The organism is Polynucleobacter necessarius, from assembly GCF_900096765.1.
GTDB classification, from domain to species: Bacteria; Pseudomonadota; Gammaproteobacteria; order Burkholderiales; family Burkholderiaceae; genus Polynucleobacter; species Polynucleobacter necessarius_F.
Genome location: NZ_LT615228.1, coordinates 731,485 through 756,891 on the forward strand (window position 1 = coordinate 731,485; position 25,407 = coordinate 756,891).

Annotated in this window: 20 protein-coding genes, 1 tRNA gene and 3 pseudogenes; 8 read left to right on the top strand and 16 right to left on the bottom strand. The window is 45.7% G+C overall.

Annotated features, from left to right (window positions below; all coding sequences use genetic code 11):
- Positions 1-8 precede the first annotated feature (8 nt).
- The 4 genes from DXE33_RS03820 to DXE33_RS03835 are packed head-to-tail and all read right to left on the bottom strand — an operon-like array spanning position 9 to position 4,266.
- Positions 9-2,411 (bottom strand): RelA/SpoT family protein, encoded by a 2,403-nt coding sequence (locus tag DXE33_RS03820; RefSeq protein WP_114638685.1) that lies wholly within the window; start codon positions 2,409-2,411, stop codon positions 9-11.
- A gap of 15 nt (positions 2,412-2,426) precedes the next feature.
- Entirely contained in the window at positions 2,427-2,630 is a 204-nt protein-coding gene (gene rpoZ, locus DXE33_RS03825; RefSeq protein WP_114638686.1) for a DNA-directed RNA polymerase subunit omega, read from the bottom strand.
- 45 nt (positions 2,631-2,675) lie between these two features.
- Positions 2,676-3,314, bottom strand: coding sequence for a guanylate kinase (gene gmk / locus DXE33_RS03830; protein WP_114638687.1), 639 nt, complete (start codon positions 3,312-3,314; stop codon positions 2,676-2,678).
- Positions 3,315-3,330: 16 nt separating this feature from the next.
- On the bottom strand, positions 3,331-4,266 hold the full coding sequence (locus tag DXE33_RS03835) for a YicC/YloC family endoribonuclease (RefSeq protein WP_114638688.1): 936 nt from the start codon (positions 4,264-4,266) through the stop codon (positions 3,331-3,333).
- A 65-nt stretch (positions 4,267-4,331) separates the two neighbouring features.
- Between DXE33_RS03835 and rph the strand changes: the two genes are divergently transcribed.
- The 5 genes from rph to DXE33_RS10375 are packed head-to-tail and all read left to right on the top strand — an operon-like array spanning position 4,332 to position 7,949.
- Positions 4,332-5,072: a ribonuclease PH gene (gene rph, locus DXE33_RS03840; RefSeq protein ID WP_114638689.1), complete on the top strand. Its 741-nt coding sequence runs from the start codon at positions 4,332-4,334 to the stop codon at positions 5,070-5,072.
- Between the two features lie 19 nt (positions 5,073-5,091).
- On the top strand, positions 5,092-5,691 hold the full coding sequence (rdgB, locus tag DXE33_RS03845) for an RdgB/HAM1 family non-canonical purine NTP pyrophosphatase (protein WP_114638690.1): 600 nt from the start codon (positions 5,092-5,094) through the stop codon (positions 5,689-5,691).
- On the top strand, positions 5,648-6,874 hold the full coding sequence (gene hemW / locus DXE33_RS03850) for a radical SAM family heme chaperone HemW (protein ID WP_231970364.1): 1,227 nt from the start codon (positions 5,648-5,650) through the stop codon (positions 6,872-6,874). Before rdgB ends, hemW begins: the two co-directional genes overlap by 44 nt.
- Positions 6,875-6,928: 54 nt before the next feature.
- Positions 6,929-7,549, top strand: a complete 621-nt coding sequence (locus DXE33_RS10370) for a Bug family tripartite tricarboxylate transporter substrate binding protein (protein ID WP_269460015.1) — start codon at positions 6,929-6,931, stop codon at positions 7,547-7,549.
- The gene (locus tag DXE33_RS10375; RefSeq protein ID WP_269460016.1) at positions 7,491-7,949 is read left to right on the top strand and encodes a Bug family tripartite tricarboxylate transporter substrate binding protein; all 459 of its coding nucleotides are present in this window, start codon (positions 7,491-7,493) and stop codon (positions 7,947-7,949) included. The genes DXE33_RS10370 and DXE33_RS10375 overlap by 59 nt, the downstream gene beginning before the upstream one ends.
- A gap of 122 nt (positions 7,950-8,071) precedes the next feature.
- On the opposite strand, the gene DXE33_RS03860 is transcribed toward DXE33_RS10375, so the two are convergent.
- A tRNA-Ser gene (locus DXE33_RS03860) sits at positions 8,072-8,161 on the bottom strand.
- A 45-nt stretch (positions 8,162-8,206) separates the two neighbouring features.
- Positions 8,207-9,347: pseudogene (locus tag DXE33_RS03865) on the bottom strand (NAD(P)/FAD-dependent oxidoreductase).
- A gap of 117 nt (positions 9,348-9,464) precedes the next feature.
- Here DXE33_RS03865 and pgi point away from each other — a divergent pair.
- Together pgi and DXE33_RS03875 are read left to right on the top strand one after the other, a co-directional pair.
- Positions 9,465-10,985, top strand: coding sequence for a glucose-6-phosphate isomerase (gene pgi / locus DXE33_RS03870; protein ID WP_114638692.1), 1,521 nt, complete (start codon positions 9,465-9,467; stop codon positions 10,983-10,985).
- 42 nt (positions 10,986-11,027) lie between these two features.
- Positions 11,028-12,413 carry a phosphomannomutase/phosphoglucomutase gene (locus DXE33_RS03875; protein ID WP_114638693.1) on the top strand — a complete coding sequence of 462 codons (1,386 nt, stop codon included), beginning with the start codon at positions 11,028-11,030 and terminating at the stop codon, positions 12,411-12,413.
- On the opposite strand, the pseudogene DXE33_RS03885 reads toward DXE33_RS03875, so the two are convergent.
- The 3 genes and pseudogenes from DXE33_RS03885 to DXE33_RS03895 form a co-directional block, all read right to left on the bottom strand.
- Positions 12,410-13,452 (bottom strand): annotated as a pseudogene (locus DXE33_RS03885) (cyclic nucleotide-binding domain-containing protein). The gene DXE33_RS03875 and the pseudogene DXE33_RS03885 overlap by 4 nt on opposite strands.
- A 398-nt stretch (positions 13,453-13,850) precedes the next feature.
- Positions 13,851-14,474 carry a lytic transglycosylase domain-containing protein gene (locus DXE33_RS03890; RefSeq protein WP_197711989.1) on the bottom strand — a complete coding sequence of 208 codons (624 nt, stop codon included), beginning with the start codon at positions 14,472-14,474 and terminating at the stop codon, positions 13,851-13,853.
- Positions 14,475-14,478: 4 nt separating this feature from the next.
- Positions 14,479-15,726 carry a type II secretion system F family protein gene (locus DXE33_RS03895; RefSeq protein ID WP_114638696.1) on the bottom strand — a complete coding sequence of 416 codons (1,248 nt, stop codon included), beginning with the start codon at positions 15,724-15,726 and terminating at the stop codon, positions 14,479-14,481.
- 15 nt (positions 15,727-15,741) lie between these two features.
- Here DXE33_RS03895 and DXE33_RS09595 point away from each other — a divergent pair, with 15 nt between their 5' ends.
- Positions 15,742-15,912, top strand: coding sequence for a hypothetical protein (locus DXE33_RS09595; RefSeq protein WP_162785399.1), 171 nt, complete (start codon positions 15,742-15,744; stop codon positions 15,910-15,912).
- A 5-nt stretch (positions 15,913-15,917) separates the two neighbouring features.
- Here the strand turns inward: DXE33_RS09595 and DXE33_RS10765 are convergent.
- The 7 genes and pseudogenes from DXE33_RS10765 to DXE33_RS03930 form a co-directional block, all read right to left on the bottom strand.
- A pseudogene (locus DXE33_RS10765) lies at positions 15,918-17,432 on the bottom strand (GspE/PulE family protein).
- Positions 17,433-17,435: 3 nt separating this feature from the next.
- Positions 17,436-17,558, bottom strand: a complete 123-nt coding sequence (locus DXE33_RS10380) for a hypothetical protein (protein ID WP_269460018.1) — start codon at positions 17,556-17,558, stop codon at positions 17,436-17,438.
- A 2-nt stretch (positions 17,559-17,560) separates the two neighbouring features.
- The gene (gene pilQ, locus DXE33_RS03910; RefSeq protein WP_114638699.1) at positions 17,561-19,009 is read right to left on the bottom strand and encodes a type IV pilus secretin PilQ; all 1,449 of its coding nucleotides are present in this window, start codon (positions 19,007-19,009) and stop codon (positions 17,561-17,563) included.
- A gap of 113 nt (positions 19,010-19,122) precedes the next feature.
- Positions 19,123-20,361: a hypothetical protein gene (locus DXE33_RS03915; protein ID WP_114638700.1), complete on the bottom strand. Its 1,239-nt coding sequence runs from the start codon at positions 20,359-20,361 to the stop codon at positions 19,123-19,125.
- Positions 20,362-20,363: 2 nt separating this feature from the next.
- Entirely contained in the window at positions 20,364-22,058 is a 1,695-nt protein-coding gene (gene pilM / locus DXE33_RS03920; RefSeq protein ID WP_114638701.1) for a pilus assembly protein PilM, read from the bottom strand.
- Positions 22,055-23,017, bottom strand: coding sequence for a pilus assembly protein (locus tag DXE33_RS03925; protein WP_114638702.1), 963 nt, complete (start codon positions 23,015-23,017; stop codon positions 22,055-22,057). Before DXE33_RS03925 ends, pilM begins: the two co-directional genes overlap by 4 nt.
- The gene (locus DXE33_RS03930; RefSeq protein ID WP_114638703.1) at positions 23,014-25,404 is read right to left on the bottom strand and encodes a PilC/PilY family type IV pilus protein; all 2,391 of its coding nucleotides are present in this window, start codon (positions 25,402-25,404) and stop codon (positions 23,014-23,016) included. Before DXE33_RS03930 ends, DXE33_RS03925 begins: the two co-directional genes overlap by 4 nt.
- Positions 25,405-25,407: the final 3 nt, after the last annotated feature.

The following is a 25,407-nucleotide window of genomic DNA, read 5'->3' on the forward strand; positions in this document are numbered from 1 at the left end:
TTATTTCCTTACAGAGCGCGAGTGCGGGTCACCCGCATCACATCTGGATTGGCTCTCAAGCTTCGCATGACCTTAGATAAATGCAGTCGGTCATAGACTTGAATGGTAAAGCGAATGGTGACGGAATCTTCCTTAAAACGGTCTTCCATCGACACGTTCATGATATTGGAATCGGCCGAAGTCACACTACTTGCAACCCGAGCCAATACTCCTTTGCCTTGACGGGTATCAATCGCCAAATCAACCTCAAATTCACGGTGAATATCTCCACCCCACTCGACCTCCACCCACTTGTCATTATCTTTTGACAGCATCCGCAAAGCAATTGGACAATCGTTGGTATGTACCTGCAGGCCCTCGCCCTTGCCAAGATAGCCAATAATGTTGTCCCCAGGTATGGGGTGACAGCAGGATTGAAAACTAATCGAATTACCTTCGCGCCCATCTACTAATATGGCCTGACGTTGGTGATGATGCGCTTCTTGATTTGGAGTTACCCAATCACTGGCACCTAAACGCATTTGCTCAGCACCACCCTCATCGTCGATCAAGATTTTTAGACGGATAGCCAATTCTTGTGGAGAACGACGACCCAAGGCAATATTGACACATGCCTCTTCACGGGTCTTATCGCCGGTCCAATGCATGAGCTTTTCCCAAATCTCTGGAGTGAGCAAGGCTGCATCAACCCCCTGCTGGCGCAAACTATTTACCAACAAACGCTCACCCAATTGCAGGGACTCGGAATAGTGCTTGGTTTTGAGAGAGTGCCGAATAGATGCGCGGGCCTTACCGGTGCGTACAAACGCAAGCCAACCCGGATTTGGCTGAGAATTAGCTGAATTGATGACCTCAATAATGTCACCATTCTTGAGCTCGCTTCGAAGTGGCAATTGCAAACCATTAATTTTCACGGCAACACAGGTGTTCCCTAAATCACTGTGAATCGAGTATGCAAAATCAAGCGCAGTAGCCCCACGAGGTAGAGCACGAATGTGCCCTTTTGGAGTAAAGACGTAGACTGCATCTGGGAATAAATCAATCTTGACGTGTTCTAAGAATTCTTGAGAGTCACCGCTACTATCTTGTATATCAATCAATGATTGCAACCATTGGTGCGCACGATTTTGCACTTCACTCATATCGGGTGAGCCGTCTTTATAAGCCCAGTGCGCTGCCACACCTGCCTCGGCAACCGCATGCATATCCGTTGTGCGAATCTGAAATTCTACTGGTACACCAGATGGACCCAACAAGGTTGTGTGTAGTGATTGATACCCATTGAGCTTGGGAATGGCAATGTAATCCTTGAACTTGCCAGGCATCGGCTTATACAAGGAGTGCAAAATACCCAACGCACGATAGCACTCATCAATGCTACTAACGGTTACACGGAATGCATAGACGTCTAATACTTGAGAAAAACTCAAATGCTTAGCGCGCATTTTGTTGTAAATACTGTAGAGAGTTTTTTCGCGGCCACGAAGGTCAACTTCTAAATTGGCTTTTGCAAAAGCCATTCGAGAGGCCTGTAAAATCTTTTCAACCATCTCCTTGCGATTACCTCGAGCGCGCTTTACCGCTCCCTCGATCACTCGAAAACGCATTGGCATCGAATAACGAAAACTCAGGTCCTGCAAATCACGATAAATCACATTAAGACCCAAGCGATAGGCAATTGGAGCGTAAATCTCAATCGTCTCTGCAGCTACCCTGCGACGCTTTTCCATCGGCACGGCATCAAGAGTTCGCATATTATGAGTGCGGTCCGCTAGCTTGACCAAAATGACGCGCACATCACGCGCCATCGCCATAAACATTTTGCGAAAACTTTCCGCCTGCGCTTCAGCGTGACTCTGAAACTCTAGTTTATCGAGCTTGGTGAGACCTTCAACTAACTCAGCCACTTTATTGCCAAACTTTTCTACTAAATCAGCCTTAGTGCATCCCGTGTCCTCAATGACATCATGCAGTAGTGCTGCCATGATCGATGGCGCATCTAAACGCCAGGTTGCACAGAGCTCAGCAACCGATACTGGATGGGTAATGTAAGGCTCTCCGCTATGGCGGTATTGGCCTAGATGCGCGGCATCAGCAAATTGAAAAGCTTTTTTGATTTGTGTAACCTCAACTGGCTTGAGATAAGACAACTTGGATAACAAACCTTCGATTGAGACAACCTGGTGCTTTAAGGGAAGAGTGGGCGCAGAAGTTGGGCCAAACAAATGCCGACTCGATTGCGCAAGAATGCTTGCAATAATCGATTTTTTACTGCTTTGTGTGCGGGTATGTGATGGAAGATCAAGTAAATCAGCACGATCTTCTGATTGCAGTCTTTCTTTGGGAGCCTCTTTTGGCGAGCCTCCCCCTACTGCTTCCAATGTTTTGGTCGTTCCTGAAGAGAGCTCCACACCGGAACTCCTGTATTACAGAGGAACTTTGGTCAACATGTCACGATCAGTCACGCCAGCCGCAACTTCACGCAAAGCAACAACAGTGGCTTTATCTCTAGACTCAACACGTGGGGAGTAACCTTGAACCAATTGACGAGCGCGATAAGTTGCTGCCAATACCAGTTCAAAACGATTTGGAATAGTTTTAAGACAATCTTCTACAGTAATACGGGCCATGCTGAACTCACTTAAATTTAGCTTCAATACCTACAGGATAACTGATTAGACCCCAAGGCGCCTCAAAAGAGCTGGATTTCTGGCCATACTAGGCCCAGAACGCAGGCGACTAGAGGCCAAAATATGCCTGAGATCAATTAAAGTCTGATCGAAAGAGTCATTCACCACAATGTAGTCAGCTTCATGGGCATGCATGAGCTCGACATGGGCGGCGGCTAGGCGCTTCTGAATGGTCTCTTCATCATCTTGACCACGCTTGCGCAAACGCTCCTCCAAAGCCTCCATAGATGGCGGAAAAATGAAGATCCATTGAACCGAAGGAATCAGTTTACGAATTTGTTGTGCGCCCTGCCAATCGATTTCTAGGATGACATCACTACCGGCTTGCATCTGCGCTTCGATCCAAGGTTTTGAGGTGCCGTAAAAATGTCCGTGCACTTGCGCCCACTCTAAAAAATGACCTTGATCACGCTCGGCAATAAATTCTTCTTTACTTGCAAAGCGATAATCCTTGCCATCAACCTCGCCAGGTCTTGGGGCACGCGTGGTGGTTGATAGAGATAACTTGAGTCCCGCATCATCTTTTAACAATGCATTGACTAAGGATGATTTACCAGCACCAGATGGCGCCACAATCATCAGCATGCTGCCTTGATACGAGGGAGTTAGGTTGGAACTAGTCATCAATTCGTTGCATGTTTTACTCTAAATTTTGAACCTGCTCGCGCATTTGTTCAATCAAGAGCTTAAGTTCTAATGCGGCCTGAGTACATTCCTCCGAAACTGATTTAGAGCTTAATGTATTTGCCTCACGATTGAGCTCTTGCATCAGAAAGTCTAAGCGCTTTCCTACAGGCCCCTTTCCTGCCAGAGCAGTATCAACCGCCTGTAAATGCGTCTTTAAACGGGCAAACTCTTCAGCAACATCGATACGAACCGCATATAGAACGACCTCTTGGCGAATACGCTCCATGAGCTCAGTACCACTACCGCCAGAAATCCTGCCTTGCTCTTGAGCGGCCAAGGCTTCGGATAAACGTTCGGTTAATTTTTCTTGGTATTGGGCGACATATTGCGGCACCTTAGGCTCGATCGCCTTCACGATTTCACGCATTTTACTAGTTATAGCTGTCAAAACACTCACCAAGGATTTTCCCTCGGAGTAGCGGGTTTGTATCAGCGCATCTAGTGCAGCGCGTGCAGCTTCAGTAGTTGCATGAATCCAGCCATCCTCCTCTCCACGGGGCTCTGATACTAGGCCAGGCCAACGTAATACTTCCGCAATGCTCAATTGACTTGCTGTTGGAAAAGCAGCCTGAGCTTGCTCTTGAAGGGTAAACAAGGCGTCTAAACGATCTCGATTCAAGGTACCCAAGGCATGAGGGTTGGGCTTAGCAGCAGCCCCGCTGTTAACGCGCCACGCAGCTCGAAACTCTACTTTGCCTCGGGAGAGACTGGCTGTAGCCATTTCTCGAAGTGTTGGCTCAGCCCCGCGACACTCGTCTGGAAGACGAAAACCCAGATCCAGAAAGCGGCTATTAACAGCCCGACATTCCACCTGCAGATCAGCAACCACGCCCCCTCCTAGGGAGACTTGGCGGGAAGCGCTGCCATAACCAGTCATGCTCGATATCATATGGACATTGTAGATTCTTTAATGCCATCACCACCAATTCGAGCCAACCTTTAGGACCCATCACCATGAGCAACACCACTCCAGCCTCCATTACCCGCCCTAGCGGTCGTAAGCCAGCCGATCTACGCCCGGTAACGATCTCTAGAAGCTTTACAAAGCATGCCGAGGGATCTGTCTTGATTGCCTTTGGCGACACCAAGGTGCTGTGTACGGCAAGCGTCTTGGACAAAGTTCCGCCCCATAAAAGAGGCTCAGGAGAAGGCTGGGTTACCGCAGAGTACGGAATGCTCCCCCGCTCTACTCATACCCGCAGCGATCGAGAAGCAGCACGCGGCAAACAATCTGGTCGCACACAGGAAATTCAGCGTTTGATTGGGCGTGCGATGCGCACGGTATTTAACCTAGAAACTTTGGGAGAGCGTACGATTCATCTAGATTGTGACGTCTTGCAAGCCGACGGTGGCACACGCACCGCCTCCATTACTGGCGCCTATGTTGCCGCAAGAGATGCCGTAAATCAATTACTCAAAACCGGCGTACTCACCCAAGACCCCATCATCGATAGTGTTGCCGCGATTTCTGTTGGCATCTATCAAGGCGTACCGGTTTTGGATCTAGATTACCCTGAAGATTCATCGTGCGATACCGATATGAATGTAGTGATGACTGGCAAGGGCGGCATGATCGAGGTGCAAGGCACTGCCGAGGGTGCTGCGTTCTCTAGAGAAGAACTCAATGCCCTGCTCAATTTGGCTGAGCAAGGTATTCATGAACTCACTCAATTACAAATTGACGCGTTCAAGTAAGGTACCAATAGATTTATCCATGCAAAAACTAGTACTTGCTTCGAATAACGCCGGAAAGCTAAAAGAGTTTCAGGCGCTATTGGCTCCTTTAAATTTTCAAGTCATTCCTCAGGGCGAGCTTGGTATACCCTCAGCCGCAGAACCGCATCACACCTTTATTGAAAATGCCCTTGCTAAAGCGCGCCATGCCAGCGCTGCTAGCGGGCTTCCAGCCCTAGCAGACGATTCCGGTATTTGCGCACACGCCCTCAACGGAAAACCAGGGGTTCTCTCTGCTCGTTATGCGGGCGAGCCAGCTAATGATGTGGCTAATAATAAAAAATTGATTTTGGATTTAAGCCAGGCTGCCGATCATGGTGCGCACTATGTTTGCGCGCTCGTGTTTGTCAATAGCGTAAATGACCCAGAGCCCCTGATCGTGCAAACGCGTTGGTACGGACAGATCGTCGCCCAAGCAAAAGGATCTAATGGGTTTGGCTACGACGCCCATTTCTTTTTGCCTGATCTGGGGGTGACGGCTGCCCAGCTTGAACCCGCACAAAAGAATTTAATCAGCCACCGTGGCCAAGCTTTGCGTGAACTCATCTCTCAACTTCAATCGCGCAGCAACCGTGCTTAATCTGGGGTCCAATACCATTTCCTTAAGCGCGCTGCCACCGCTCGCACTCTATATTCACTTTCCCTGGTGTGAGAGGAAGTGCCCCTATTGCGACTTTAATTCCCATCAAATAAAAGACAGAGTTAGTGGCAAATCCGGCTTTGATGAACAACGCTATATCAAGGCATTGATTGCCGATTTAGAAACAGAGCTTCCCCATATTTGGGGCAGACAAGTTCACAGTATTTTTATTGGTGGTGGCACACCCAGCCTGCTCTCACCCAAGGGAATGGATGAGCTCCTATCTTCAGTTCGCGCTCGCGTAAATTTAGAACCAGATGCTGAAATCACCATGGAAGCAAACCCAGGATCCATTGAGGCAGGCAAATTTTCCGCTTTTGCTAAATGCGGCATTAATCGTGTCTCCATAGGTGTGCAAAGTTTTCAGGATGAGCAGCTTAAAGCCCTGGGGCGTATTCATAATGGAGATGAAGCAAAACGCGCCATCCACATTGCGTTGGAACACTTCAAATCTGTAAATTTAGATTTAATGTATGGCTTACCCCATCAAAGTCTTGAAGCGGCTAAGTCTGATGTCCAAACTGCTTTAATGTTTCAGACCCCGCATCTATCTCTCTACAATCTGACTTTAGAACCCAATACCTACTTCGCCAGTTTTCCACCCAAGCTTCCTAGCGAAGATGAGATTGATGCCATCTTTGAACAGAATCTAGAGTTACTAACCCAAGCAGGCTATCAACGCTATGAAGTGTCTGCGTATGCTAAGAAAGATCAGGAGTGCAAACACAACCTGAACTACTGGCGTTTTGGCGACTACATTGGTATTGGCGCGGGAGCTCATGGGAAGATTTCATTTCCCAATAAGATTACTCGCCAAGTACGTGAGCGCCATCCTGACACTTACATGCAGGCAATGGAGCAAAAAGGCAATGCACTGATTGAGACTCAAGAGATTGCCGCTAAAGATCTGCCATTTGAATTTATGCTCAACGTATTGCGTTTATCTGCCGGTGTTGATACCAACACTTTTAGCGAGCGCACTGGCCTACCCTTGCACACTATTAGCAAGGCCCTAGGACAAGCTACAAAAAAAGGCTTGTTAGATGAAAACCCCAGCAAACTCAAAGCGAGTGATCAGGGTTTACGCTATCTGAATAACTTACAAGAGCTCTTTCTGAGCTAAAGTCATCCTATAAATAAAAACGACAAAGAATGTCGTTTCACCATGGAGACATAAATGATTCATCAAGATCTGCGTCGTAGAGTATTTTCAAAACTGTTCGTCGGCATCGCTTGCGTCATCATTTGCCTAGCCTTATCAGAGACGGCATTCGCACAAGTAAAAAATTGGCCAGATAAACCGATCAAACTCATTGTTGGCTTTCCTCCTGGCGGTGGCTCTGATGCTATTGCGCGCATCATTGCCATCAATCTTTCTCAAATGTGGGGTCAACAAGTAGTGATTGATAACCGCGGCGGCGCTGCCGGTACGATTGCTGCAGATTTGGTAGCAAAATCAACTCCAGATGGATATACCTTAGGGCTAGCACACGTGAACGCCCTTTCCATCATCCCTGCCTTAGGACAAAAAATGTCCTATAACGCCAGCACCGATTTCACGCCCATCGTGCTTTTAGGGATTACGCCAAATATTCTGATTGCTAACGTTGATACGCCCGCGAAAAATGTGAAAGACTTAGTGACCTACCTGAGACAAAATCCTGGTAAGGTCAGCTTTGGCTCTGCAGGTAATGGCAGCACCCAGCACCCAGCACCTCGCATACGAGCTGATGATGCATATGGCGGAAACACAAGCCTTGCATATTCCTTACAAAGGCAGTGGCCCTGTTTTGGTTGATTTGATCGCTGGCCACATCACGTATGCCTTTGAGACAATGAGCGCGGCAACACTCCATATTCAAAGCGGCAAAGTTATTCCTCTCGCACAGACACGAACTAAGCGCTCACCAGCTTATCCCAATCTTCCAACAATGGAACAGTTAGGATTTATTGGCTTTGAAGCTACCGCCTGGTACGGCCTAATGGGCCCTGCCAATTTAGATCAAAAAATCGTGGCAAAAATTAATGCTGATGTGAACACCATTTTGCGCAAACCAGAGATTATGGCAAAGCTAGCCGAAGTTGGCGCAGAAGATGGGGGCGGTTCTCCTGCTGCCTTTAGCAAATTCATTGTGAGAGACCGTAGCCAATGGGCTAAGTTAGTGAAAGACGCTAAGCTTCAGGTCGATTTGAATTAATCAAAATCCAGAAAATGATCCATTAAAAAGGGGCTCACGAGAGCTTCTCCCTTAACCTTATGCTCTAGAGCAGTACATCAGAGATATAAACAATCCCAACATACACACTGGGATTTTGTATTTGGCGGAAGAGGTGAGATTCGAACTCACGAAGGACTTTCATCCTCGCCAGTTTTCAAGACTAGTGCATTCAACCGCTCTGCCACTCTTCCTTATATTTGAAGCCATTTGAACCGTATTTAGATTCAAGCCATGAATTATAAAGAACTTTTGATTTGTCCTTCTAAATAGCTGGCAATGGCCAAGCTAGAAGTCAGCCCAGGGGATTCAAAGCCATATAAATTGAAGAGCCCTTCGAGACCGTGACTATTGGGGTCATCAAAGGAGAAGTCTCCCGCAGGGGCATCAGGGGGAACAATTTTGGCTCTTACCCCGGAATAATCAGGTTGTAGAGCACCGTCTTTCAAGCCAGGCCAATACCTTCTCACCGCCTCATAAAAGCCCTGACTACGCCCGGGATCGACCGTGTAATCAATTTGCTCTTCACCATCTATATCAAGCCACTGCACATCTGGTCCAAATTTTGCCTGACCACCCATATCTAAAGTAAGGTGCACACCTAGTCCACCAGGCTCTGTCTGGTATGGGGTAGATCAAATGGGAAAATGGTGACTTTCCTGATAAAGAAAAATAATTTCCTTTTGCAAAATACGCCTTCGGAATTAGCTCTTTTGGAAGTCCCTCAATTTTTTGTGCCACGGCAGGCGCACTCAAGCCAGCGCAATTAATGAGTAACTTGGTTTGTAATTGCATGCCATCAAGACCGCCGATTAGTAACTCATAACCGTCACGCGCATCTTGTCCGATGGGTTTTGCACTAATAAGCGGAGATTGATAAGCAATCATTCCACCCGCATCCTCAAAGCCACCAAGCAAGGAGAGCATATAAGCGTGGCTATCCACAATGCCGGTGCTTGATGACAAAATAGCAGCCGCACATTGTAGGTTAGGCTCCATGGCTTTTGCCTCATCCCCTGAAAGCAATTTCATTTTCGGGACACCATTATTGCTTGCTCTATATAAAATCGACTCTAAGTCGCTAATTTGCTGATCATCAGTAGCCACAATCAACTTGCCATAAGCTTGCGTAGCAACTTGATGACTGCGACAGTACTCATAGAGCAGTCGATTGCCCTCTACGCAAAGCTTAGCCTTTAAGGAATTTTTAGGATAGTAGATTCCAGCATGAATTACTTCACTATTGCGTGCGCTACTGATGGTGCCAAAGGAGCTTTCGCGCTCAAGCAAGATGGTTTCTCGTCCTTGAAGGGCCATTTCGCGTGCGACTGCCAAACCAACTACCCCGGCACCAATGACAACACAATCCACCCTCTCCATCTATTTGTCTCCAGCTTGACAACTTTTCATCATGAGAATCTATTCACCAATATACCTAAATACCAGCATTTTCGGTATTTTCAAGGTTTTTAGGACGCTTCTTGCTAAAATCTAGAAATGTCTTTAAAGCCCGATTTGAACACCACAAACGCTCAAGGCAAACTGCCAAACGGCGCACATGACGCTGTGAATGTTGTGCTCGACACAGCCTATCAAGGCATTGACCAAAAGGCCTGGGCTAAATTATTTACTCAGGCGCGCAAATCGCACCTACCAGAGTTTATTGCTGATATGCTTGCTGGAAAACATATCAATCTCAGTGAAGATCGACCCGCCCTGCATTCAGCGCTACGCAATTTGTCAAGATCACCTGTCATGCTCAATGGCCAAGATGTGATGCCGGCAGTTTCCAATGTATGGCACCGTATTGAGGCTCTGTGCAATAAATGGGTTGGCGTCACCGATGTCATTCACATTGGCATTGGTGGCTCTGATTTTGGTCCACGCCTAGCCGTTGAGGCTCTTGCGTACGTTCCTGAGATTGAATGTCGTGGTATGCGCATGCATTTTTTGGCCAATATTGATTCCGCTGAATTGGCTCGAATTCTCGATCGTGCGCTCCCCCACAGCACCCGCGTCATCATCGTCTCCAAATCTTTCACCACACTTGAAACCACAATGAATGCCAAAGCAGTTGTGGCCTGGTTAAAAGCAAGTGGTCTTACCAATAGTCAAATGAATAAAGCGCTATTTGCAGTAACTGCTAATGTGCCGGCTGCTAAAGACTTCGGTATCGAGGAAGACCACATCTTTCCCTTTTGGGACTGGGTTGGTGGTCGTTACTCAGTTTGGTCTGCGGTTGGACTGCCAATTGCCTTACAGTACGGTTTCAAAACTTTTCAAGAGTTTTTAGCTGGCGCTCATGCCATGGACTTGCATTTCAAGAATGCCCCACTAGAAGACAATTTGCCAGTCATTATGGCCTTGGCGTTGCTGTATCAGCAAGATAAACGTGGAATCAAGGCTTACGCCGCCGTTCCTTATGCTGATGCTCTGGATTGGTTTCCAAAGTGGCTCCAACAGCTAGATATGGAAAGCAATGGCAAAAGTGTTGACCGAAATGGCAAGCCAGTGAAATTTTCATCACCAGTAGTCTTTGGTAGTGCGGGTAGCAATGCCCAACATTCTTACTTCCAACTACTTCATCAGGGTACTGAGATTATTCCAATCGATTTCATAGCGATTCGCAAACCGATGAGCAATCGCCCAGAGGCTGCAGCCCATCATCGCATCTTGCTATCCAATTGTTTAGCGCAGGCTCAGGCTTTAGCCCATGGCAAATCAGCTGATAATCCGAACCACGTTTACCCGGGCAACCGTCCAAGCAGCCTACTGCTATTACCCGAATTGAACGCCTTCTATCTGGGCGCTTTACTAGCCTTGTATGAGAACCGCGCAGCAAGTTTAGGCGCCCTGTGGAATATCAATAGCTTTGATCAGCCCGGCGTGGAATACGGCAAAGTACTTGCCAAACCCATTGAGAAAGCTTTGGTAAGTGGCTCCGATCAGATCCGGACCGATGATGATATTGATGCCATCACTGCTAACCGCATTAATTTCTTGAATTCAAATTCCTAATTCCTTCCTTGCGCTACGCGCATCCTTTTTGCAAAGGCTTATATGCAACTCTCACCATCGATCTTCAAAGCGTATGACATTCGCGGCATTATTGATCAAACTCTCGATCCATCGATTGCTAAATTAATCGGTCAAGCATTTGGCACTGAGATGCGCGAGCTTGGTGAAACAGAAATTGTCATCGGTCGGGATGGACGCTTATCAGGCCCCTCCTTAATCGAGGTCTTGACTGAAGGTTTGCTTTCGACCGGCGTCAATGTAATTGATTTAGGTATGGTCGCCACGCCAATGGTGTATTTTGGCGCCAATCAAGTAATCAATGGCAAGCAACCAAAATCTGGCATCATGATTACCGGCAGCCACAATCCGCCAAACTACAATGGCTTCAAGATGGTTTTAGGTGGCGCGGCAATTTATGGCGATCAAATTCAGGCCTTACGCAAACGCATCGAAGCCAAACAATTTGCAACAGGTCATGGAACACGCAGTACCTTTGATATCTTCCCCATGTACTTAGAACGCATCGTGAGCGATGTAAAAGTTGCTCGACCCTTGAAGATTGTGGTTGATTGTGGAAATGGTGTTGGTGGCGCTTTCGCTGGTCAGTTATTTCGAGCCTTGGGCTGTGAGGTTCAAGAACTGTTTTGTGAAGTTGATGGACATTTTCCCAATCACCACCCTGATCCGGCACACCTAGAGAATTTGCAGGATCTGATTAAAAACCTACAGACAACTGATAATGAACTAGGTTTAGCATTTGATGGCGATGCAGATCGCCTTGGAGTCGTCACAAAAGATGGTCAAGTCATTTTCCCAGACAGACAAATGATGCTTTTTGCCAAGGATGTTCTCTCGCGCAACCCTGGCGGTCAAATTATTTATGATGTGAAATGCACCCGCAATCTCGCCAGCTGGATTAAAGAACATGGTGGCAAGCCACTGATGTGGAAAACAGGTCATTCATTAGTAAAGGCAAAACTCAAAGAAACTGGCGCACCGCTTGCCGGAGAAATGAGTGGTCATATTTTCTTTAAAGATCGCTGGTTTGGATTTGATGATGGGCTCTATACAGGAGCCCGACTCTTAGAAATTCTTTCTCAAGAAAAGGATCCCAATGCGACCCTCAAAGGCCTGCCCAATGCCATATGCACCCCTGAATTACAACTAGCCTGCGCCGAAGGGGAGCCTTTTGAGTTGCTTGAGTCTATTAAAGCCAATGCTAAATTCCCAACCGCCCAAAGTATCAACACCATCGATGGTGTTCGCGTGGAATATGCCGACGGATTTGGACTTGCAAGACCATCCAATACTACGCCCGTGGTAGTGATGCGTTTTGAAGCTGATAACCATGACGCCATTGGACGCATACAACAGGAATTTAAGGATGCGCTGTTGGCGGCTAAACCAGGAGCAGAGCTACCTTTTTAAAGCTTGCTAAAGAAGTTCATAATTTTGGACACAAGAGACGTTTTAACTTCTTCAGCGATAGCGACTTGCGCAGACTCACTCAGAGTTTTTTGCTTGTGAGCAACTCTTTCAGCTAGCAGTATTGAAATGCGTTCCACTAATAATGGATTTTTAGCCAAGATAGGCGCTAATTCATCTTTGGTAATTTCAATGAGGTGTGTATTGAGGCTGGCACAAACATTAGCCGACCTCGGTTCACCAGTAAGCAAGGACATCTCACCGACGCAATCACCAGGCCAAAGATGGGCAAGAGTGATCCTCTCTCTCCCTGCTCGTTGAGCGCAGTCACCTCCAAACTACCTTCGGCAATGATGTACATACTATTAGCAGTATCGCCTTGCTGAATCACTTGTTGTCCTGGGTTGTAATGCAAGGATTGGGCTTTTTTAGATAACTCCAAGACCTCTTGCTCATCAAGTACTCGCAAAATACCAAATGGATATACATTAAGCAGAGGTGAAAAATGGCTGGTATGCAAGGATTCGACATTTTGAACCACCATAGAAGAGTCAAACGTAATACCTGAACTCTTTAAGAAACGGAGAGCATTTTTTAAGATGTAATGCTTTGGTTCATCCAAATGACTCTCAGCGCTGCACTCATAACGAATCTTGTAGGTAACACTTCCAATCATTACCTGCGAAACATAACAACGATACCATCCCTGAAAATGAGGATGCGATTTGCCAACGTACTCCATTGCCGAAGAAAGCACGGACAAAACACGATCAGAGTTATATTGGGCATCAACTGGTATGCTTACCTCTCGAATTGGCGCTCTTGTTTGCTGACTCAGATTGACGAAACTCATTCCCAAAAATTTATGGTTCGTAATCCGATAACTGATTCCATCTAAATTTTCTAGTGTGACGTAACGACGATCCATCTCTGTAACTCTCGCCAACAAGATCGCCCCTGCTTCTGGGTATTCGATGAGATCGCCTATTCCAATTAAGTGATCCGTCTGCAGGGTTATGCTGGCGACTACATCGGCAATCATGTCGCGAAATGCATAGCCAACTGCTAATCCCAAAGCACCAGATGCTGCGACCAGCGTACTGATAGACTGATCAAACAATAAAATAAATCCAAGTAGCGCTACTAAGGCATAGATTACGATCGATCCAGCCTCAACCACGATTACTAGAATTTGTCCTTGCTTCTTGTGGCTATTAAATCGTTTCACTGAATAACGAAATAATTGATCTAGAGAAAAGCCAAATAGCAGAAACTGGCTCGCTGCCAACAGATCAAATAGAGTGGGAATTTTTTGTAAAGATAAATGCGTTGGAATCCACCCCCATGGAGTGCCCAAGACCTCATTGACCCAAAACGCTAAAGCAATATTTAGTGCAAATAAAATCCAAATGACGGCTTTCGATTTAGATGAAAAGGTCTTCAATTGCGCTCCTCAGAAAAGCGATATTTTGTCCGCCAGATTGCAGTAACCATACTGGGATAGGTCTCTTCACCTAGGCTGCCGTTATACCTAGCCAGTCCGCGTGAGAGATTTTGATTTTCCATAGCTAAGTAATGTTTTAGGATGATGCATCCATATCGCAGATTCGTCCTCACATCAAACAAAGAGTCTCTTGTATCTCCGATGAGATCCTTCCAGAAAGGCATGACCTGCATTAATCCACTGGCACCTACTTTGGAAATAGCGAATCGATTAAAGCCACTCTCCACTTCAATCAATGCCAGTACTAAATCGGGGTCTAGGCTATAACGAGTAGCTTCATAATGAACCATTCGAAGCCACTGACGCCGTGTAGTCTCATTGGGTATCTTGCTGGCCAAGTTCCTTGATTGATAACCAATCCAATCAACAGCCTCCTTGGCTGATCTAAAGGAGCTAATCGAACCTACTTCAGAGGCAAGAGACTGCCTTAATTCGTAGCGATTTGCTAGAGAAATATCTTCATATTTTTGGTTGGCTGCAAAGACCACACCATGCCCCATGAACATGAGCAGCAAAAGCCCAATACGTCTCATTTTCTGAAAAAGCGGCGCACTGAACATAGCGTTAGCCTGTAACCACTTGTCCCATCTTGAAGATAGGCAGATACATAGCAACCAGAATAAAACCAATCACACCGCCTAAGAAGCAAATCATGACGGGCTCCATCATTTGCGACATTTTATCAACTGAAGTGTCAAACTCTTCCTCATAATATGAGCTAATGGTGTCTAGCATCTCGCTCATATTACCGGTTTGCTCTCCCACAGAAACCAATTGCGAAAATGCAGTCGGGAAGACTTTTATCTTTGCCAGGAGCTCAGAGAGGGGCTCACCCGAAAATACGCCCCTCTTAGCCGACTGAATACCGTCTTTAATAATTTCATTTTTACTAGATTCAGCGGTAATATCCAAAGCCTCAATCACTGGCACCCCTGCATTAGTTAAATTGCCATAAACCATTGCCACTTGAGCCACGTTAGAATGCAAGGCCATATCCCCAATTAAGGGAAGTCGCAAAATTAATGCATGCCATTTTCTTCGTAAGGGCAAACTGCGTTTCAGGGCCATCCGGAAAGCAATAAAACTACCAATCAAAGTTACCGCTAATAAACCACCACCCAGTGGATCACGTAGAAAATTACTCAGATTAACAATCATTAGCGTAGGTGCCGGCAATTGAGAGCCCATGCTGCCAAACATCTTGGCAAATACTGGCACTACAAAAATCATCATGATCGCTAGAACAATGGTGGCGACCGCTAAAAGAATACAAGGATAAAGCGAGACCGACTGAATGCTTTTGCGAATTTTGATAGTTTTACGAATACTTAAAACCAACTTATCTAAAAAGATGTCAAGACTACCGCTTGATTCGCCTGCGCGAACCAAGTTAATGTAAATTGAGTCAAATACATCTGGGTGCTTTCCGAAAGCTTGCGATAGGCTTGAGCCTGCCTCCACATCCTGATAAATCTCATCAATCGTTTTCTTGAGCAAAGGATCGTCGACTTGATCGCGTACCATTTCTAAGGATGGCAAAATGGCCAAACCAGAGCGCAACATGGTTGCCATCTTTTTGGTGGCAATCATAATTTTGTCGAGCTTAACTTTTTTGGGTAGGCTAAATTTAAAGTTAAATTGGAGAGACTTTTTGCCCTCCTTTTTTTCTTGCTCTGCTGACTTTCTATCCAAATGAGTGATGATGATCCCATCCTCTTTGAGCTTGAAAGCAGCTTCATCGCGAGTCAATGCATTAATGGTCCCATTTAAATATTGGGTATTTTTAATGCCCTTCCATGTGAAATCTGGCATATCTAGAGGCGATCAATGAAAAACAAGATTGCGACGATATTCATCCAAGGTGAGGCGCCCATCCCTCATCATTTCTCGTCCAATTTCTTGAATATTGCGGAATCCCTCTTGAGAGGCGATCCTCTGAAGCTCAGTTGCGGGGGCATTATCAATAATGGCAGCCCGCAGCTGCTCGCTTATTTTTAAGACCTCTAAATACCCTGCCGCCCCTTGTAACCCGTGTGGTTACATTTTTCACAGCCTTTGCCGACATATAGCTTGAGGTTTGCAGCCTCTTCAGAGGTAAATCCAATATCTAATAAGCTAGCCAGATGATCACCATGATCTTCTTGTTTGCAATGCGTGCAAATCTTTCTAGCCAAGCGCTGCGCAATCACTAAAGTAAGGGCTGCACCAATCAAGTAGCCTGGAATACCCATATTTACTAAACGGACAATGGTACTAATCGCATCATTCGCATGCAAAGTCGAAAGAACTAGATGGCCCGTAAGAGACGCTTTAATCGAGATGTCGGCGGTATCCTTAACGCGTACCTCGCCCACCAATATAACCTCTGGGTCTTGGCGCAAAAATGAGCGCAGTGCTTGAGAAAAGGTTAAGCCAATATCGTCACGAATTTGGACTTGCCCAATACCTTCTACCGTAAATTCGACCGGATCTTCCGCAGTCAGAATATTGATGTCAGGCTTGTTTAATCTTCTTAAAGCACCATAAAGCGTTGTTGATTTACCCGAGCCAGTAGGGCCAGTAACCAACACCATTCCCTGAGATGCATCAATCGCAGAGGTAACATCCTTAAACTCTTTTTCAGGAAAGCCTAATTTATCAAGGTCAAAAGAAACTCCTTCCCGATCCAAGATACGCATTACTACACGCTCTCCAAACACCGTAGGCAGTACGGAAACGCGTAAATCAATATCACGATTGTTTGGTAAAGACGTCACGATTGCGCCGTCTTGCGGCAAGCGTCTCTCGGAAATATCCAAGGAGGCCATAATTTTTATGCGCGTCGTGATTGCAGAATAGTTGGCAAATAAGAAATCTTTGTATTAAACCATCTCTTGCAAAACACCATCAATACGATTTCTTAAGGTTGCACGATCCTTATATAACTCAATATGAATATCACTGGCACCCTTATTTACAGCATCAAAAATTAAGGCATTAACAAATAAGATAATTTGTCCGCCCTGGTCATCTTGTGCAGGAGCATTATTAAGAGCTTTGGCTTTTGAAGCCAAATTATCTGACTCTTTATTTTTGCCACTAAACAATAAGCTGGGTTTCTTTTTGGCTTTTAAGCCCTCTCCTAATTCAATAGCTGTTGAGTTTTGACTCCCAGTAACCGGGGAACTTAAACGAAAGTCTACCGGATCTTTTGTGGGTATTTTTGTTTTGACGGTTTGCAATAAAGCTTCCATCTCCAATGGGGAAACCACGGTCGCAACGATCTTTTTTCCTGTGATCAATTTTGCACTTGAAATGCCTCTCAGTGCACTGGGCTCAGAGATGGCAACTTTAATCTCTGAGTCACTCAATGAAAAGGGAATAATTCGGTTATCTAAAACGTAGTTTCTGGGGATAACATCAACAAAGTGAGCTGTAATATTTTCAATAATAGGCTCAGGCGTTAAATTCAAGTCCAAGTAACTCGATAAGTTTTCTTTTACGCCAAGGTCATCTACCAAGCTAGATTTCACCAACACTTCCTACAAGTTTCGTCCGCTTTGACGGCTCTCTAATTCAGCTTGCTTAAAGTCCAGCGGGTTGACAAGGCCACGGTCTAAAGTAAACCGGGCCATTTCTTGCGATACATCGACCGTTGCAATCATTGCTAGTTAAGAACCTTAGGCGCTATAAAAACCAGTAACTGCGTTTTATTGTCTTGCTTATAGTTGTATCTAAATAGATACCCCAAGTAAGGAATGTCTCCCAACAAGGGAACCTTAATCGTTTTGTTTTCTTGGGTCTGGTCGTAGATACCGCCAATCACCGCGATCGTACCATCTTTTAAAAGTAGCTTACTTCTAACTTCGCGCTTATTAATCGAGGGTGGCTGCGTCGTGTAATTAGGCGAATCTTTATTGACAATCATGTTCAAATACAAATTGCCGTCACCTACCACGCTCGGTGTAACCGTTAATTTCAAGGCTGCATCCTTAAACTCATAAGTAATCTGATTGGTACCTACTCCGGGCACTGGGTACGGAATTTGCACACCATCAATGACTACTGCCTCTTCATTATCCATCGTAAAGACATGGGGATTGGAGATGACTTTCATCACGTCTAGTTGCTCTAGGGCAGTTAATTCAACCTTAAGTGCACTAGCGCTAGTTTGATAGAGATATCCCAATCCAAATGGATTGGCCAAGCTATTGACAGGCTGGTTAAAGACCGAACCTGCAGGCGTGCCAAGAGCTAAATTGCTGGCCGCATTATTGGGTCCTGCAACACCAACACCACCAATAGAGGTTGGACCTGAGTTGATGTTGGAGTAAGCCCCCAAACGAACACCCAATTCTTTTTGCCAATTATCCGATGCTTCAACTACGAAGGCTTCAATCAAAACCTCTTGAGTACGAATATCCAACTTAGAAATCAATTTGGCCGCCAACTCCATTTCGCTTTTGGTGCCCTTGATAATGACTGAGTTAATACGCTCATCAGTAGTAATTTCAATAATGCCCCCAGAAGGACGAGTAGCAGCGGCGCCACCAGCACCCGTGCCACCAAATATGGCCTCAAGTTGAGCTTTCACACGGGCGGGCTTGGTGTAATACAAGCGGAATATCTCGGTATATTGAGTGCTGATGATCCTTTTAGCAGCCAATTGTTTACTAACCTCTTCCAAGCGCTTACGTTCAAACTCATCACGCGCTAGAACGGTTTCTGGTTTTTGAATCCGAATAATGCCCGCTTCACTATCAACACTCTTCGATAAACCTTTGATGCGAAGAATATTATCTAGAGCCTTATCCCAGGGCACATTAGTAATCTTGACCGTTACCGTTCCCTCAACTTCATCGCCTACCAGAATATTGACGCCAGAGACTTGAGTCATAGCCTGAGCCAACTCTCGAATATCAACATCCACAAAATTCAAAGTGACATTAAAAGATTTCCATCTGCCATCTTCCGTTCTTTGTGACTCATTAATAAAATGACGACGCTGTGCATCTAACTCTGCATTCGGTTTCTTATCAATTTTGGGGCCAATGTCTAGAGTCTTTTGTGTCTTAGGAGCAAGATCATTCATGATCTGTTGAGGATCTAAAACCATCTTTTCTCAGATCTGAGCATCCGATGGCGGAGGCATCGTGCCATCAGACATACAAGCCGTCAATCCGACCAGCGCCACCAAAGATGTATAGGCTAATGCACTTTTTAGCGATCTCATCGTGCGCCCCCCTTGGAATTATCAACGCCCGGAAATTGACCAGCTTGAGACTGCAAATAGAGACGAATCTTACCGTTAGGTTGACGCAAAATAATTCCATCCATATCAATATCGGCAATGACCCCGCCTTGGTTACCCAGGCGATCACCCACCCGAACCACGAAACTTTCTCTAAAGTCAGTTCTGATCATGGCCGCTTTCACCGAATTAGAAACAACTACTCCCATAATCACATAGGATTGCGGATCAGCCATCAACAATGGTGAATAGCGAGGGTCACGCCCACCCTCGATCATTCCGCTAGATGATTTAGAAAATGGGTCTCGATCATTAACTCGCCCACCCTCTGATGAAGGTGGATCTACCACAACATGCTCATTCTTTAAAAGTCCTGTTTTTGAATCCGTTGCAGTAGCCGCGTGCGCACTAGAAATCATCGCTTCTAAAGCTAGATGAATGGTGCGCTGTAATGAAGATTGTGGTGCAACCTTCGATTGTAATTTTTGAGGTAATCGATAGGTAGACAATTGAGACTTCACTTGTACCAAACCATGGGTGTTGCCGCTGACCAAGATAATTTGTTCCTTATCAATATTGACGGTTTTTTCAAATCCTGCCAATAGCTTGCGATAGCGCATGTAACGATTGTAATTACCAGTCATCTCTACTTTTAGTTTGATTCTGTAGAACAGAGGGGTCGCGTTCGCAGGTGGATTGGCAGCGGCATTAGGGGCGCTTGCAGGGCTACCACCTGGTGCAGGAGCCGGCGCACTAGGGGCTGCAGCGGCTTGACCCGGAGGAGCAGTTTTGCCTCCAGCATAAATAGCCTCTTCGCCATCTGTCGACAAGGCACTAATCACCAACCCTTGAGAGCTAGCCATCTGACTTAAGCGTTGATATAAATCTTCCAACTCTGAATCCACACTAAATAAACGATTGAGCTCCAGATAATTCATTTCCGCTTGCAACAAATCTTCCTGAGCACGCTTATTTGCCACATCTAGGTATTTCACTTTGGCTTCCATCTCAGGAATAGCAGCAATTTTTTGCGCCATCTGTTCGCGCTCTGCTAGGTAGGGTAAAAAAACAAAGACGATGTATGCAACAAATAATAAGGCTGCAAAACCGCCCCAAAGGACCATTTTTGCTTGCGGCCCTTTGAGGGAGGAGTTCTTATTCAGCACCCCCTTGAGTAGCGCCCCTAGATCGAGATTTTTAAGTTCAGACAGGTTCATATTTATGGTCGTTGCTGGGGTGACTTGGGGGAATTTGCGGCCGGGACGTCCAATTTCACGATACATTTAATCTGAAATTGCTTATAACCACCCACTGAATTACGTCCTGTACCCGCTTGCGTATTTTGTGGCGAGGCACTCAATGCCATCGTACTTAAGGCTGCATGCGAAATCATCGGTAGGCCTTGCAAACGATCAACTAAATTGACAATCACCTGATCATTCACCGCATCGCCCTTGATATTCAAAGTACTAGGATTTTCAAAGGTGAGCTCTGTAAACCAAACACCGCCAGGCACCACGCCATTGACTGCGTTCAAGAGAGCATAAGAAGATGCTTGATTAGACTTCATCTCTCCACTAGCCTGTAGCATTTGGCTGTATCGGGACTTTTGAGCCGTCAACTTCGCCAGAATCGCCTCTTTGAGTTTGACATCCTCTTCTAGACGCACCGCCTTTTGAAATTGTGGGTCTGTAGTACCAGAGGAAAACAATTGATTGAGCAGCGTAAAAATAATAAAGAGCACCAACACTGCCCCAGTCAACCGAATACCAATCTTGGAAAGTATCTTCTTCTTTTCTGCGCGCTTAACAGTATCTTTGTTGGGCAATAAGTTAACGTTGTTAACTCCAGTGACATATTTGTAATAGCCAAATATATCGACCTTGCGTGTTGCCAAACCAATCGCCGAGCTAAACACGGAACTGTTTTTCTCTGAAACAAGCTTATCCTGCAGGTTGGCAGGAATAGTTAAATCTAGCAATGGATTAAATAACTCCACCCGATAACCATCTAGACAATTACGCAATTGAATTAATAATTCTGAAGTGTCAGGAATTGGGGAGACTAAGAGGACTTTTTCGATCAAATTTGAACCAACCTTGGTCTCATAAGCTCGAAACGCTTGACGAATTTGCCCTGATAAACGGTCATATAAGCGATCACCCGCCTCGCCTGGTGGGACGCCATTTTCAATCAATGCCCTATCAGTCTCAGAAACATAGACATCGTAAATAAATGGCGCATCATCAGTAATAATCAAAACGTAATTCTCATGCGGACCACACTCAATCAAAGCAGTAGTTTTTTGCGAGCGTAATTGCTGCGTCTTTAAAGCATTGCGAATCGCAAAACATCGCACATCCACCACCACTGGATTAAGACCTGCTTTAGTCGCTATTTGAACGTAATGATTAATCTCAGATAGCTTTGAAGCAACAAATAACAACTCCATCGTGTTTTCAGCAGCATTTCGTCGAATGACTTGCCAAAAGACCGAATACTCTTCAAGCTTTTCAGCCAACTGAATAATATTGCTCCACAAACTATCGTATTCAATCGCACTTTGAATTTCTTCATCGCTCATTAAAGGCAAAGTGACAGTGCGAATAATGGTGCTTGTAATCGGAATAGAAATAGCGACATTTGGCGCTTCCAATTTTGCGCCCACAATGAGCTCTTTAAGTTTATTTACATACAACTCTTGATTCAGTTGAATGTCTGGTAGGCCAGCATGATCACCAACATACTTTGAGCCAATCTTTTCAAGTAGCCACTTACCATTATTCTCCGAGAGTTGAGCCACGCGGATGAAATTTGGTGTGATATCAACCCCAATAACGTCCTCTTGCTTAACGGAGTACTTACTCAGTAGATCAATACAGTACCGCAACAGAGGTTGAAGGGGGTTATTCATTTAGTAGCCAAAAAATTGCAAAATTGGTCAAAAGTATATAAAAAAACGGCATAGTACTTAATATATTTTTTTTCCCACCAAGACTTGTATTTAACTTGCCCAGTCGGACTGGGGTTGCTAGACGTAATTTTTGCTAAATTATCTCGGCCATTGGGAAGTGCAGTACCAGGAGCAATATTACTCATGCCGACGTAAATGTTTCCTTTGCCATCAACTATGGGGGCGGTAGCTAGCCCTTGCCCGATAACGGTTCCAGCACTCCCTGCGGAGCAATTATCAGTAAGCTCAATAATGCGACTCGTGCCGTACAAGGGACAAGTCAGGTCCTCGGGTCTATATGCTGTGAAATAGACATACTTGTTAAACACTGCCGCCCTGCCTATGACTTTTTGACAATCCGCAGCAGGATTTACCCCCGTTTTAGCATAGACATCGGCATACCAGGAATTATTCACCGTGCATTGCTGGGTGTTGACATTAGTGAAAGTACTAACAGTCTGACCTGTCTGAGTTAACTGGGTCGCAGGGAAGTTGGAGTCCATTACCCCATAAATACGGTTATTAATAGTATTGACCCTACGTTGGAGCCTAATCTGATCACCGGAACCAAAATAGTTGAATAAGCGGTTTACCGATGCACCTAAAGCATTAGTGCCCGAAACAATTGTTGAACCAAGCTGGTTATAGGCTAGTCTGTTGTTGGCTAAGCTGGCCTGATCCAAAAAGGACTCATACAAAGTAAATAGTCCACTATTACTATCTGACAAACTTTGCTTGCTCAAATTCAATTTCCAAAGTTTGCCCTGTAAGTCCGTAAAGTAAGCTAAACCTCCGTAATAATTAGCCAAGGAAGTCCCATCTCCAGTGATCACGGTGAGATCAGCTGTAACGCCGTTGGGAATATTCGAAGTGCTGTCGCTAGCTACTGGAGCAGCGACTAAGACATGCCCACCCGTCACCCGTAGAAGTGACTACTGATGAGCCGGTCGCTCCACAGGAGGCTGTTTGATTTAGTGCTATCGGGTTCAAGCTCTAAAACATAGACATACGAGCCGTAAGAGCTAGCTGCGGTAGATCCTGTTGAAGAGGCTCCACCAGCAAATCCACCTCCAAAAGCAGCAACCCAACGTTGATTGGCGCTACCCTCAATATAGGGCAACAGCATAATCACTGGCCTAGACCAAGCGCCTCCTAGCTTTGAATAATCAAAGGTGGTGCAACTCGAGTTATAAGCAAAGGTCGACTTTTTACCGCTTGCATCCCAATAATTAATGACTTTGTTGGAGGTATCGTTATTAATCGTGAAGAGATGGGCTGGCGCATCAGGATTAGTGATGTCTAGGGCGTAATATCCATTACCACCCCAACCTAGACCTCCCATCAAAACGGTTTTCCAGACACCCTGGCCAGAAAAATAGACATCCTTAACAGTGATGGGGCCATCAACGCTAAAAATACTATTGCTAGTGCCCGACCCAGCGTTGAGACCCTTATTGCCAGTCTCATTTCTGAGCATTGGTATGACCGAAGGTGGAATAAAAGCCCAGCGCTCATTTAAATCAGCATCAAAGGCGTGCAACATTCCATCATTTGCCCCGACATACAGTTGAGATCGACGAGAGGAATTGCTACTGATAAATGCTGGATAATTATTCTGGTAACGATAGTAGGCCTCTGACTTGCCAAAAGTAGCAACATCAGAACTCCAGGGCGCATTGGGAATGCCCACCATGACCATCTCAGAGTGATAGGTATCACCCAACACCGAGGTACGTACCGCTGTAGTAGCGCTGCTATCCTCCCAAGAAGAGTTCAGGCCTCTAGTGAAATTGATCAGGTCTTGGGTTGCGGTGGCATTCGATGTTGATGGGCAGTTGAACATCAGGCTTTCCAGCTTGGCGCTATTCGCTAAGGTGACATTGTTATAGGAGCCATCTAAAGGCAAGCCACTAGACATGCATAAAGGGTCATAGCCAACCGTCCAAATAGATCTGCCTCCACCGGAGTAGGAGTTGCTGTTTGCTGCCCGAACTAGTAACTTTGATTGGGCAGTTACAGGCGTATTCCCAAGAATGGTGCCAGTGGTGTCGATGTCATAACGCTTAATCTCTCCGATCCATTGCTTATCCTTCTGATATTTAAATAGAGCCTGATAGATAGTTCCATCACCCAATACTGGAGGAGCATAGGTTTGCCAAACATCTTGACGAGTGCTGCTACCTGCAGGTAGTGAGGCAGTCTTGGTTGGCAAAGTGGGTGCAACCGCTGAACCGCTGACCCCTTTAAATCCAAACCCATAAAAAAGTGTTGGGTAATTGGGATCGTAACCTAGAGAATACACACCAGCACCCACGGTAGTGAGCGCAGTGGTAATCTCCGCTTTTGTAGCGCCGGCCCCATAGTAGATATAAAAAATGGCGGATTCATTACAAAGCAAATCCCCAAACTGAAAAGTAAAAGAGGCGCCCAAATTGGTTTGCTGGTTATTGACCGTTCCCCCAATTCCCGCATAGTCCATATGCGTATTAGCTAATACAGGTAGAGGCGCAGCTCTGCAGGCTACAGAGGCATCTGGAGTAATTGAGTAGTGAGAACCACCATTGTCGCAAGCATCAAACACCTTTGGCGTGTAGGTGCTTGCATATGAAGCTGCTACCCCCACCATATCAGTAAAGTTGGTCGTTAAGTTATTTAATATATCCCAGTCCATGATGCGACGGTAACGAACATCGGTGAGCGTTCCACCAGAGATATTGGTAATAGTGACAAGCGCCTGAAATAAATTCCGATTAGTTGAGCCGCTAGTAGGCCCATAAACATGGGTTACCTCTAACAGAGGTGTTTTAGTGGAATCTGCTGGATCGCTAATCCATACGGTAGATTTAATACTGGTGGCATCCACCACAAAGCTTTTCACAGTAATGTTGCTTGAAATACCACCTGCATCTACCGAAGCATATCCAGAGATTACTTTATTACTCACTGGTATGACGCCGCTAGCGCCCCAACCCTCCCACTTTCTTCCTGAGGATGTTCCGTCATACCATCCGGCAGAGTAGCTACCACCCCCACCCCACTTGTAGGCAGTGCCGACCGAACCTGGAGGACTAGAATTTAAGGTGTTGGCATTATTTGCCACCGTTCCAGATCCAGTGGGCGTATTAAGATGGCCTGCAGGGTTAACACCTAAGGCAATAGTTTGTTCGGCAGTAATTGTGCTGTTATGAATAATGCCGTAGGCAGGAAAACTCTGTGCATTGACCTTGAGTCCAAATGAAATGCTGCATGCCAAAAATACAGTGGACACTATTAAGCGAGTTGGAATATTGTAAAAAAGGGTCTTCATAAT